Annotated in this window: 15 protein-coding genes; 8 read left to right on the top strand and 7 right to left on the bottom strand. The window is 66.3% G+C overall.

Going from position 1 to position 11,568, the window contains the following annotated elements; translation table 11 throughout:
• Positions 1-83: 83 nt before the first annotated feature.
• The 5 genes from BM372_RS03880 (at position 84) to BM372_RS03860 (ending at position 3,638) form a co-directional block, all read left to right on the top strand.
• The gene (locus BM372_RS03880; RefSeq protein ID WP_090952060.1) at positions 84-431 is read left to right on the top strand and encodes an ArsR/SmtB family transcription factor; all 348 of its coding nucleotides are present in this window, start codon (positions 84-86) and stop codon (positions 429-431) included.
• Positions 431-1,132, top strand: coding sequence for an aquaporin (locus tag BM372_RS03875; protein ID WP_090952059.1), 702 nt, complete (start codon positions 431-433; stop codon positions 1,130-1,132). The genes BM372_RS03880 and BM372_RS03875 overlap by 1 nt, the downstream gene beginning before the upstream one ends.
• Entirely contained in the window at positions 1,129-1,539 is a 411-nt protein-coding gene (locus BM372_RS03870) for an arsenate reductase ArsC (protein WP_090952056.1), read from the top strand. The genes BM372_RS03875 and BM372_RS03870 overlap by 4 nt, the downstream gene beginning before the upstream one ends.
• A gap of 184 nt (positions 1,540-1,723) precedes the next feature.
• Positions 1,724-3,091 carry an FAD-dependent oxidoreductase gene (locus tag BM372_RS03865; RefSeq protein ID WP_090952053.1) on the top strand — a complete coding sequence of 456 codons (1,368 nt, stop codon included), beginning with the start codon at positions 1,724-1,726 and terminating at the stop codon, positions 3,089-3,091.
• Between the two features lie 22 nt (positions 3,092-3,113).
• Positions 3,114-3,638 (top strand): DinB family protein, encoded by a 525-nt coding sequence (locus BM372_RS03860; protein ID WP_090952050.1) that lies wholly within the window; start codon positions 3,114-3,116, stop codon positions 3,636-3,638.
• Positions 3,639-3,750: 112 nt separating this feature from the next.
• Here BM372_RS03860 and BM372_RS03855 read toward each other — a convergent pair whose 3' ends face one another.
• On the bottom strand, positions 3,751-4,743 hold the full coding sequence (locus BM372_RS03855) for an alpha/beta fold hydrolase (protein WP_090952048.1): 993 nt from the start codon (positions 4,741-4,743) through the stop codon (positions 3,751-3,753).
• Entirely contained in the window at positions 4,740-6,203 is a 1,464-nt protein-coding gene (locus BM372_RS03850) for a DJ-1/PfpI family protein (protein WP_090952045.1), read from the bottom strand. The genes BM372_RS03855 and BM372_RS03850 overlap by 4 nt, the downstream gene beginning before the upstream one ends.
• A 112-nt stretch (positions 6,204-6,315) precedes the next feature.
• Here BM372_RS03850 and BM372_RS03845 point away from each other — a divergent pair, with 112 nt between their 5' ends.
• The 3 genes from BM372_RS03845 (at position 6,316) to BM372_RS03835 (ending at position 8,027) form a co-directional block, all read left to right on the top strand.
• Positions 6,316-7,272: a helix-turn-helix domain-containing protein gene (locus BM372_RS03845; RefSeq protein WP_090952043.1), complete on the top strand. Its 957-nt coding sequence runs from the start codon at positions 6,316-6,318 to the stop codon at positions 7,270-7,272.
• A gap of 64 nt (positions 7,273-7,336) precedes the next feature.
• Positions 7,337-7,693 carry a VOC family protein gene (locus tag BM372_RS03840; RefSeq protein ID WP_090952947.1) on the top strand — a complete coding sequence of 119 codons (357 nt, stop codon included), beginning with the start codon at positions 7,337-7,339 and terminating at the stop codon, positions 7,691-7,693.
• Between the two features lie 31 nt (positions 7,694-7,724).
• The gene (locus tag BM372_RS03835; RefSeq protein ID WP_090952040.1) at positions 7,725-8,027 is read left to right on the top strand and encodes a putative quinol monooxygenase; all 303 of its coding nucleotides are present in this window, start codon (positions 7,725-7,727) and stop codon (positions 8,025-8,027) included.
• Between the two features lie 25 nt (positions 8,028-8,052).
• On the opposite strand, the gene BM372_RS03830 is transcribed toward BM372_RS03835, so the two are convergent.
• From BM372_RS03830 to BM372_RS03810, 5 genes are all read right to left on the bottom strand, one after another.
• A complete protein-coding gene (locus BM372_RS03830) occupies positions 8,053-8,601 on the bottom strand; it encodes a dihydrofolate reductase family protein (protein ID WP_090952945.1) in 549 nt (182 codons plus the stop codon).
• 120 nt (positions 8,602-8,721) lie between these two features.
• Entirely contained in the window at positions 8,722-9,042 is a 321-nt protein-coding gene (locus BM372_RS03825; RefSeq protein ID WP_090952037.1) for a hypothetical protein, read from the bottom strand.
• Between the two features lie 38 nt (positions 9,043-9,080).
• Positions 9,081-10,379, bottom strand: a complete 1,299-nt coding sequence (locus tag BM372_RS03820) for a Y-family DNA polymerase (RefSeq protein WP_177235864.1) — start codon at positions 10,377-10,379, stop codon at positions 9,081-9,083.
• Between the two features lie 40 nt (positions 10,380-10,419).
• On the bottom strand, positions 10,420-10,851 hold the full coding sequence (locus BM372_RS03815) for a LexA family protein (protein WP_090952034.1): 432 nt from the start codon (positions 10,849-10,851) through the stop codon (positions 10,420-10,422).
• Positions 10,852-11,040: 189 nt separating this feature from the next.
• Positions 11,041-11,559: a DUF1772 domain-containing protein gene (locus BM372_RS03810; RefSeq protein ID WP_143111421.1), complete on the bottom strand. Its 519-nt coding sequence runs from the start codon at positions 11,557-11,559 to the stop codon at positions 11,041-11,043.
• Positions 11,560-11,568 lie beyond the last annotated feature (9 nt).

The raw sequence follows: 11,568 nt of genomic DNA, 5'->3' as shown, positions 1-11,568 counted from the left end.
GCCTGGCTGGGGTCACGCGCCGGAAGCGTGAGCACGCCGTCCTTGCCTTAAACATAGATGGATGTAAATATTTACGTGTGTCTATGAATTTGGAGTTTCACTCGGCCCAGGCCGTTACCTGCTGCGCGCCGCTGTCGCGGGAGCCTCTGTCCGAGGCCGCGGCCGAAGGGATCGTGCCGCTGCTGAAGGCGTTAGCGGATCCGGTGCGCCTGAGGTTGGTGTCCCTGGTGGCGTCCCATGAGGGTGGGGAGGCCTGCGTCTGCGATCTTAACGACGCCTTCCAGTTGTCCCAGCCGACCATCAGCCACCATTTGAAAATCCTGCATGAGGCGGGGCTTTTGGACCGTGAGAAGCGGGGTGTGTGGGTCTATTACCGGGTCCGGGCCGAGGCCCTGGAAGATCTGGCGTCACTGATCGGCGGACAGGCCTGATGAGCGTACTGGCCCGCAAGGCAACGGCGGAGTTCGCCGGCAGCGCATTCCTGGTGATGGCGGTGGTGGGTTCCGGCGTGATGGCCTCGCGCCTTTCCCCGAGCGACGTCGGCCTGCAGCTTCTGCAGAACAGCATCGCCACAGGTGCCGCGCTGGTGGCGCTGATCGCGGCGCTGCAGCCGATCTCGGCATCGTTCAATCCCGTGGTCACGCTCGTGGAGAGGGCCTTGGGGCTGGTCGACACCAGGACCGTTCTGGGGCTGGTCGTCGCGCAGGTCCTCGGCGGACTTACCGGCAGTGTCCTGGCGAACCTGATGTTCGGCCTCGCCCCGGTGGCCGCTTCCTCCCAAGAACGCGCAGGTGCTGGGATCTGGCTGGGGGAGGTCGTCGCTACCGTCGGGCTGCTGCTGGTCGTCTTCGGCGCGGTCCGTTCGGGCCGGGCCGACCGGGTGGCCGTCGCCGTCGGCGGCTACATCACCGCCGCGTACTGGTTCACCAGCTCCACGAGCTTCGCCAATCCCGCCGTGACGATAGCCCGGACCATCACCGACACTTTCGCCGGCATCGCCCCGTCCTCCGCACCCGCCTTCATTCTGGCCCAGCTCCTCGGCGGTGCCGCCGGGTACTTCCTCGTCCGTTTCCTGTATCCGACGGCCGCTGATTCCGCCGCTGTCCTGACTGATCGAAAGGTTCTCTCATGAGCGAGAAGCCCTCCGTCCTGTTCGTCTGCGTCCACAACGCCGGCCGCTCCCAGATGGCCGCAGCCTTCCTCACCACCCTGTCCCGGGGCGCCGTCGAGGTCCGTTCCGCCGGATCCCAGCCGGCCGTGAAGGTTAATCCCGCCGCCGTGGAAGCCATGGCCGAAGTGGGCATCGACATGTCGGCCGAGATTCCGAAGGTCCTCACCACCGCGGCGGTCAAGGACTCCGACGTCGTGATCACCATGGGCTGCGGCGACGAATGCCCGTACTTTCCGGGCAAGCGCTACGAGGACTGGGTCCTGGAAGACCCTGCCGGGAAGGGCGTCGACTCCGTCCGGCCCATCCGGGATGAAATCAAAAGCCGCGTGGAGGCCCTGATCGCCTCTCTGATCCCCGCAGCGACGTAACGAACCCCACCACAAGGCTGGGAGGGGGTGACTTGATGAGCACCGGCTGCTGCGACGACGACTGCTGCGACGACGGACAGGACTGCTGCTGACCCGCCCGACCATATCCGGCCTGCCCGCCACAGAACGGGCAGGCCGACACCGCGGCACACGAAAGCCGAACGACGCATGAAATGAGGAACTGATGACCGGATTGGATTCCCTGCCCGTTGCCGTGATCGGCGCAGGCCCGGTTGGCCTGGCGGCAGCCGCGCACCTTCTGGAACGCGGACTCGAGCCGCTCGTCCTGGAGGCAGGTCCAACCGTGGGCGCTGCCATCCGGGAATGGGGCCACATCCGGTTGTTCTCCACCTGGCAGTACAACCTCGACGCCGCCGCCGTGCGGCTGCTTGAACGCAACGGCTGGGAGGCGCCCCGCCCAACCGCTCTGCCCTATGGGAACCAGATCGTGGCGGAATACCTCGAACCGCTGGCCGCGACACCCGAACTCAAGGACCGGATCCGCACCCGCTCCCGGGTCACCGCCGTGACCCGGGAGGGCATGGACAAGGGCCGCAGCCTCGGGCGGGAAAACGCCCCCTTCGTGCTCCGCATCCAGGACCCGCAGGGCGACGTCGTCGAGGTCCTGGCCCGGGCCGTCATCGACGCCTCCGGCACCTGGTCCACACCGGCCCCACTGGGCTCCTCCGGGCTTCCCGTCGCGGGCGAAGCGCTGGCCCGTGCTGCCGGGCTAGTCACGGGCCCGCTGCCTGACGTCGAGCGGGACGGATTCGCCGGCTGCCGCACCCTGGTCATCGGCTCCGGCCACTCAGCCGCGAACATGGTCCTCGACCTCGCCCGCCTTGCGCGTACCAGGCCGGAAACCGAAGTCCTTTGGGCCATCCGCGCGGCCAGCCCGGACCGGGCCTACGGCGGCGGGGACGCCGACAAGTTCCCTGCCCGCGGACAGCTCGGCACCAGGCTGCGCACCGCCGTCGAGACTGGAAGCGTTCAGCTCCTGACAAGCTTCCGCACCGAGCACGTTGAACTTACGGGCGGCTCTTCCCTTCGCTTGCACGCGCAGGATGGCCGCGCCTTGAACGTCGACAGGGTCATTTCTGCGACGGGATTCCGCCCCGATTTGGGCATCCTCAGCGAGCTCAGGCTGGACCTGGATCCGGCGGTCGATGCGCCCCGTGCCCTCGGACCACTCATTGACCCGGACTTTCACAGTTGCGGGACAGTCCCGCCCCATGGAGTGAAAGTCTTGGCCCAGCCCGAGAAGGACTTCTACCTGGCCGGAATGAAATCCTACGGACGCGCCCCGACCTTCCTGTTGGCCACAGGGTACGAGCAGGTCCGCTCCATTGCCGCCGCCTTGGCCGGAGACACCGCTGCCGCTCACGCCGTCGAACTCCAACTGCCCGAAACGGGGGTCTGCTCCACCGCTATACCCGGATCGGGTGACGAGACTGCGGAGTCCTCCTGCGACATACCGGAATGCGCGCCCATCAGCCTCGGCCTGCCGACAGGGCTGCGGCACGGCCGCGCAGCCGAATCCGCCCGGACATGAACTCCAGCTGGGGTTAAACGTGATGGACGCCAGCCGTGAAGAGGTCAGCAGGGGATACAAACGCGCTTGCTCAACCCTTGCCGGCACGCTCGCCCAGACGAGCGATGAGGAGCTGCGACGGCGCAGCACAGGAACCCGCTGGACCAACGAGGAACTCCTCTTCCACATGGTTTTCGGGTACATGGTCGTCCTGGCCCTGCTGCCACTGGTGCGAACCTTCGGCCGCCTGCCGCCCTCTGTCGGGAAGGGTTTTGCCGGGCTGCTGAACTCCTGCACACTGCCCTTTGACGTAGTTAATTACTGGGGGTCTCGGGCTGCCTCACGAGTCTTCGACCGCAACCGCATGCTGCGAAAACTCGAACGCGTCACCGCCACACTAGCCCGGCACCTCCAGCGTGAATCTGAAACGTCACTGGCACTCACTATGGCCTTCCCGACGCGCTGGGACCCGTTCTTCACGCAGTCCATGACACTCGCCGACGTTTACGCCTACCCCACTCTCCACTTTGACTTCCACGCCAAGCAATTAAGCCTTTCACCCCACTAAGGCCGGCAGTCACCCCAGCTCGCCATTGCAAGGGCAGCTCCTCGGCAGCTTTATCACCGGCTGCCTTCCAGTGCCTGGACTTCGCGAGGGCCGGCGGGCCTGTTCGGTGCTTTCAGGGTGTATTCGTGTTCAGGAAGGCTTTGATTTTGGTGGCCATGGCGGGGGCATGGGTCCAGTGCAAGTAGTGCCCGCCGGGGAGCGTCAATATCTCGTGGTGGCGGACGTTGTGCAGCAGGGTCTCGTGACGTGCCGGGTCCGGAGGGCTCTCCTTCGCCGAGGCGAGGAAGGTGAGCACGGGCAGATCTTCCGGGTAGCGCAGGGTTTGCACCTTGCGGGCGTTGTCCGCGATCCGGTTGGTTTCGTCGAGAACGGAAGGGTTGCCGAAATTCCAGTTGGTCATGCGGCGCATCTGGTCCCGTTCACGAGGTGTGTAGGCGGTGCCGTCCGGTTCCACCAGGCTGGGCACGAGCATGGTGGCCCAGCGGAGCAGCCCACTCGTAGCGATCAGACGTTGCCAGTTGATGCCGTCGGCGGGCACGGTGGTCTGGTCTGCGTGAATCGTTTGGGTGGTGGGCACGGTGGGGTCGATGCCGATGACGGCCGAGACGTCGTTCCGGTACCGGTTGGCAAAGGCGAGCGTGTAGAAACCCGCGATGGAATGGCCAGCTAGAACATAGGGCCTGGGCACGTCCAGTTTCGCCAGCGCCTCATGCAATTCGGCGGTGATGTTCTCGACAGTGCGCTCGACCGGGGGCTGGTCGCTGTACCCGTAGCCGAACCCTTCGACGACGACGACGTCGTAGTTTGCGAGCTCCCGGATCAGCGGGGCAAAGTCCAGAGCCGGCGCCGGCGTTCCCAGGCCGCTGAGCAGCACGATGGACTGCCTGGCCCTGCCGTTGCCCGGTGTTCTGACCACGTTAAGGGCGCCGGGGCTGGTCTGCACCCTTTGCCCGTAGGGAACGGCCGCGGACCGCTCCGCCTGTTCCAAGGCGAGGTTCGCGGCCACGGAGGTGAGGAGGAGGCCTGCCACGACGGCCGCCGCCACACCCAACCTGCGAAACGGGCGGTGGGGTGCTTTGGCCGGGGCTGATGCGGTGGCGGTCATGACCGGTCCTTTCCTGCAGTATGTGCCGGCTCTGTTGTGCGTGCCTTTCGGGCTGAACGAACGACGGCGGCGCGCCGGAGAACGGTGGGCAGCGCGCCGGCGCCCGCAGCGAGGACGACTGTCATGACAAACAGCCACGTGGAGCGGGTGTCGGTGCTGGTTCCGTCCAGGTGCAACTGGGCCGTGGGATAGTCGATAAATTTCGCGGTCGTCATGGCTGTGGTGTTCCCGGTCCGGCGGGACAGCTCTTCGAGGGCGGCGTCGAAGGCACCCCGCGGGCCTCTCGGTTGGGGCAGCACAGTGGTGGCAAGCTGCCGGCTCCCGGCCCAGGACAGGAGGCGGGTGTCGTGGGCAGCGGCCCCCGGAAGGATCAGCCGGTCCAAATGCAGCCCTTTTGATGCGAAGGGCGTCGTGAGCAGGACCAGGCCGTGCTTGGTGGTGACAGTGGGGGCCGCGGCGAGGGCGACCGTACGGGCAGCGCCTGAGACGGTGTACACCTCGAACGCGGCGACGGCGTCGAGCTCGCTGATGCCGTCCGTCAGCCCGATCCCTACCGTCGGCCGCAACCAGGGGAGGGCCGCGTTCAGGGCAACGGGAGCGTCGCCGACGTTGAAAGCCTGGTCGGCGATCGCCGTGCCCGTGGACATTGACCAGCCCGGGTATCCGACCTCTGCGCCCACCCGTGCAGCCTCGGATTCCCCGGCGAGATCGTGCACCAGCTGCAGGGCACCAGGGATCCCGGAGGTGACGCCCGCCGTCGTCATGATGCGTCCGTCCTGGACGAAACGCTGGCCGGTGACCCACTGCACGGCGGGCCGGCTCTGGCGCAATGAGCTGATGCGCGACCAGTGGGACGTGGCGCGGTGCCCGTCGAGAACGCCGGCCTCCGCGAGCAGCATGGAGCCGGCGCAGACCCCGAGGATGCGGATGCCGCGGGTCGATTGGCGGGCAATCCAGGACCGCGTGGCTGCCTCGCTGGCGCCTTTTGGATCCTCCACGGCTGGCACCACCAGCAGGTCCGGTGCCGGCGCCCTGCCGTCATCGATGTCAGCGAACGTCGTCGCCGGAACCACGGCGGGAGCTCCCGCGAGTCGAACGGGTGAGCGGTCGGCCGCGACGGTTGTGACAGTGAACTTCGGGGACCTGGCGAAGACGTCATAGGGTGCAAGCACGTCAGCTGCTTCGGTCCCGCTGCCGCCCAGCACGAATGCGACCCGGATGGTTCCGGTGCCGGCGGCCGGCCCGGGGGCGTTGCCCCGTGTGCCCTCGGCAACGGCCAGCCTGCGCTCCAGGCCGCTGTCACGCCCCACTGCGGCGGCCCCGGCACCCAGAACTCCGACGAATGTGGCGCCGGCGAGGGCAGCAGCCAACACGGCGTGCATCAGCCGGGCCAGACCCTTGGCCCCGCGGCGCGTGGCTGGCCGGAAAGAAGCAGGCGGTGAAGGTCGAAAGCTGATCATGGAGCTAAGACTGTCAGGACGCAGCAGCAGCGGGGAGTGGCAAAAACGACCACTATGAAAAGGATTCTGCAGGCAGTGATCTCGTCAGGCGCAGCGTGGGTACAGTGGCCTCATGCACCGTGTCGTTGCCTTGGCTCTGCCGGACGTCGTCGCCTTTGACCTCGCCATTCCCGCGCAGGTATTCGGCCACGAGGACGAGCGGCAGCTGTATACCTTCCAAGTGTGCGCAGCCGAGCCCGGTCTGGTCCCGACGACGTCCGGGTACGCCATTCACGCCGCGGCGGGGCTTGACGCCCTCAGGTCAGCGGACACCATCGTTGTGCCCGGGTTCAGTCCGCTCACCGACCCGCCGGCCAGCGTCTGCGAAGCGCTTCGTGAGGCGGCGGGAAACGGAGCCCGGGTGGTGTCCGTCTGCACCGGGGCTTTCGCTCTGGCCGCCGCCGGCCTCCTCGACGGCAAGCGCGCCACAACACACTGGCGGAGCGCCCAGCGTCTGCAAACCCTGCACCCTGCGATCGCCGTCGACGCCGGGGTGCTGTACATAGACGAGGGCGGCGTCAGCACCAGCGCCGGCGTCGCGGCCGGAATCGACCTGTGCCTGCACCTGGTCCGCAGGGATTACGGCACCGAGGCAGCGAACCGTATTGCCCGGCGGATGGTCGTGGCTCCTCACCGTGAGGGCGGGCAGGCACAGTTCATTGAACGCCCCGTCGCCGCGCCGCTGACGCACTTCGCCGAAACGTGCGCCTGGGCCAGGCAGCGCCTGGCGGAGCCGCTGACCATCGTCGACATGGCCGTCCATGCCGGGTGGGCGCCGAGCAGCTTCGCGCGCAAATTCCTGGCAGAGGCGGGAACGACGCCCCTGCGTTGGCTGACCAGCCAGCGCATTGCCGAGGCGTGCCGGCTGCTGGAGACAACCGATCTGACCGTGCAGGCAGTCGCGGCCAGGACGGGCTTGGGAACGTCAGCAAATTTCCGGCTCCACTTCATGCGCGAACTAAACACCACGCCCTCCAGCTACCGCCGCCTCTACCAGGGACGGAACCGCCGGGTGAGCAGGGAGTCCTAGCGTTCGCCAACTTTGTCCAACGAACCGGGTGCGATTCGCGGGGAACGGTCTTAGAGTGTTGGCCATGGCTATCGCACGCTTCCCGGTCGTCGTACTCGACTGTCCTGACCCCAAGACCCTGGCCGAGTTCTACGGCACCCTGCTCGATTGGAAGATCGAGCTAGACGACGACTGGTGTTCCGTCCGCGCCGAGCACGGCGATTCGCTGAGCTTCCAGAAAGTCGAGTCCTATACGCCGCCGCAATGGCCTGGCCAAGACGTACCGCAGCAGATGCACCTCGATGTCGTGGTGGACGACCTCGACGCCGCCGAGGCTGCGGTGCTCGAGCTCGGTGCGACCAAGCACGAACACCAGCCGGGAACGTCATTCCGGGTGTTCCTCGACCCGGCCGGGCATCCGTTCTGCCTCTGCCTGGACTGACACCAGACGTTATCAAGGGGTATAGACGGCTATGACCTTTGCGAATGTGGGAACGCTCGGCGCGGTCTCCGGTAAGCGCGACGAGTTGGTGCGCCACCTGACTGAACGCAGCGAGACGCTCCGGCAGATCGGCTGCCTCGCCTACGAGGTTGGAGTGAACGACGACGACCCGGACACCGTCTTTGTAGTGGAGCTGTGGGCGAGCGAGGAGGCCCATAGGTCTTCCCTCGCGTTGCCGGAGGTCCAGGCATCCATCACGGTGGCACGCCCGCTACTGTCCGGCACGTTCGGTGGGTTTCGGTTCAACGTGGTCGGGTCGCCGCTTCGCGACTGACTGGACCGATGCGCCGCACCGATGGCTACTTTCTCGGCTCATACCGCATCGCCACCGCCCCCGACTCGAACTCCAGACGGCTCACGAGCTTCAGGTCAATAAGTTTCGATAGCCCCGCGAACAGCGTTGGCCCGTGGCCCACCAGCCTGGGCTGCACCACGAACTCGTACTCATCGATCAAACCCAGCTCCGCCAATGCAAGGGGCAGCTGCAACCCTCCCACCAGCAGTCCCTTACCCGACTCCCGCTTGAGCTGCTGAACGGCCTTCCCCAGGTCCCCGCGCACGAGTTCCGCGTTCCAATCGACCCGGTCCAAGGTGCTCGACACGACGTACTTCTTTGCCGCGTCGATGGTCCGGGCGAAGGGTTCCATCCAGTCAGGCCTCTCACCCGTCCGCATCGGCGGCCGCCACGCCGCCTGCATCATTTCGTAGGTTATCCGGCCGAAGATCAGAGCATCGGCCCGCTCGAGGTTCTCGACCGCGTGACGATGCAAATCTTCGTCCGCGACCCCTGCACGGTGATCGCAGCACCCGTCCAACGTGACGTTGATGGAATACCGAAGGGGACCCATCATGCAAGGATACCCGGCACGCGTTCGGCGCTCGCTGACCCGGTGGCGCCGGCAGAAATTAGCCCAGCCAGGTTCGGAGGCGGTCCGGTTCCGGGAAAACCATGCCGCGCAAGGGTGGCGCTAACTGCTGGTGATCGACTCCAGCATCCACTGTTCGGCCCGCGGGTCCCGGCGCAGCTCGAACGTCTGTAGCGCGGAGTCCGAGGCTCCGAGGCGGACCTGTATCCTCCAGTATTCGATGCTGACCGGGTCGCCGCTCCCCGCAGGTGCCGTCCGTCCACTGTCCGGCGAGACGTCCCCGCCGAACCAGTGCTGGGCCTCTGTACTGGGGTCGACAAGCCAGATCTGTCCGTCGTGCCGGATGGCGAGGGGCTTTCCTGCCGGGTCGGTCCGGACCTGGAGGTGGTGGGTCTGTGCGGGGGCTTCGGCAGTGGTGGTCATGTGTGCCTGTACTTTCGTGATGCGGTGGTGCTGGTTGGTTAGGCGGCTTTGACGAGGGGGAGTTCGTCCCAGTGCGTGGTGTAGCGGGGGGAGAGCATGTCGCGTTTCATGGTCCAGTCCAGGCCGGTTTTTATGCCGGCGTGGCCCAGGCCGATGGAACCGCGTCCGTAGCGGCGGGTGACGTCCTCCAGGAGGGTGCCGATACGGCGCTCCTCGTGCTGGTTTTCGAACGTGGCGAGGGGTGCCTGGTTGCTTGTAGGCCGGAGGTCGGTGACCATGATGCCGGCCTTGGCGTACCTGATGCCTTCGTGGATATGGGGGAGGAGGGCGTGCGCGGCCCTGGTCAGCAGGACAGGATCCGCGGTGGGCATGGGCAGCGCCACACACACCGAGGGGTAGGAGGTGTCTTTCGGGTTGTAGTGGGACGTGGCGGCAAACGCGGTGAGGACCTTGGCCTGGAGGCCGTGTTTGGCCAGCCGCGCCGAGGCCTGCTGGCCGTAGACGGACAGGACCTGCTGCATCCCTGCCGCGGTGGTGATGGGGGTGGCGAAGGACCGGGAGAATATGAGCTGGTCCCGGCCGATGCGTTCTTCTTCCATAGGGATGCACGCGGTGCCCTGCAGTTCCAGGACTGTGCGCATCATCACCACGGAGAAGCGGTCCCGGATCATGACTGGATCTGCCCCCTGCAGGTCGAGGATGGACCGGATGCCCAGAACGTTGAGCCGTTTGGTCAGCCGGGTCGCGACGCCCCAGATCTCGATCACCGGCAGGCGGCGCATCAGGGCCTCCCTGTCTGTGGCGGGCACGGAGTCCCAGTGGCAGACCCCGCCGAAGGCCGGATTGTTTTTGGCCCACTTGTTGGCCAGCTTCGCCAGGGTCTTGGTCCCGGCGATGCCTACACAGACCGGAACCCCGACGTTCCGCCGGACCGTGGTCTTGATGGTCCGGCCCAGGGCCAGCAGCTCCTCCGGGGTGCCTTTGACGCCGAGGAAGGCCTCGTCGATGCTGTACACCTCCAGCCAGGCCGAGTAGCGGCCCAGCAACTCCATCACGCGGGCGCTGATGTCCCCGTAGAGCTCGTAGTTGCTGGAGCGGGCCACGAGGCCCCACTCCTTGGCCCGCGGGGCGAGTTTGAACCACGGCTCGCCCATCGGGATGCCGAGGGCTTTGGCTTCCGGAGAGCGGGTAACGGCGCAGCCGTCGTTGTTGGACAGGACGACGACGGGCCGGCCCTCCAGGGACGGGTTGAAGGCCCGCTCGGCCGAGGCATAGAAGCAGTTCACATCCACGTGCGCGATCTGCGGCATGTGCCGCATCAGGGCGGGCTTAGACATGGCGGTCCTCAGACATTGCTTTCCTCAGACATTGCTTTCCTCAGACATGGTGCAGACAGCGGGTCGCGACGCCCCAGATGACCAGGTCCGACAGTGACGGGACCCGGATGTCCGGGTACGCCGGGTTGTCGGCCTGCAGCACGACGCCGGCTCCCGTGATGCGCAGCCGCTTGATGGTCAGCTCGCCGTCCAGGACCGCGACAACCACGGATCCGTCCTTGGGTTCCAGTGCCCGGTTCACGATCAGCTCGTCACCGTCGCTGATCCCCGCGCCTTCCATCGATTCCCCGGACACCCTCACGACGTAGGTCGACGTGATGTCCTTGATCAGGTGCTCGTTGAGGTCGATCCGCCCGTCAAAGTAGTCCTGCGCCGGGGACGGATACCCGGCCGCGACGGGGACCGGAGAGATCAGCACCGACAACAACGAGCTGCCCGCATCTATCACGCGGGGACCGATAATAACGCCCACAACACACCTTTATTCGAATATATGTTCGATGTTTTCAGTGTAGCTGTACGGGCCGACAAAAGAACCAATCGGCCATCCGGCCATGGGGTTTTGCTTCCAGCAGCCTGCTGGGGTGACCGAGGGACGAGCAAGAACTGACCAGTGCAACGCGGGGTCACTTCCGGCCCAATCAACCCCGATTTTTGGGCGTTATCTGACCCCGCGTTGCTGGTCAGCGAGGTGTCCGATCCGGGCGCGGTCGACGGCGGCCAGTGCAATCGCGCTGGCGGCCAGCCTGATCGCGTGGACACGGTACCACTTGGTCAACAACGGCTTTCGGCGTGCCGCACTTAGTGGTTGCGGGCTGAAGAACAGTTTGGGGTTGACGGACCGCAGCAGGTAGGCGGTGGCCGCTCCGCCGACGGCAGAGCTGGCGGCCGCGACTATCAGCCAGGGCCGGCTGCCCGGACGGTTCCAGCCTGCCACGAGTGCTGCGCACGCGAGCGGGACATTGAGCGGGGCAACGGGCGCGTAGTACCGGCCGGGACTGCCGGCTCCGAAGGGTGAGCGGGGCAGCTCGGCGCTCGCCTCCGAGGCCGCAACCCGATCCGGGATCCTGACCAGGGCCTCATAGAGGTTGCCGAAAAACCAATGAGCGTGAGTGAACTCCGCAGCACCCAGGAGCCGATCCGTGACTACATCGCGCCGATCCGATGAAGCTTTTCCCATGCCCACAAC

It is taken from the genome of Arthrobacter sp. ov118 (genome assembly GCF_900116495.1).
Lineage (GTDB): Bacteria > Actinomycetota > Actinomycetes > Actinomycetales > Micrococcaceae > Arthrobacter.
The sequence above is the reverse complement of the archived record's forward strand: the minus strand, read 5'-3'. Positions and strand labels throughout refer to the sequence as shown.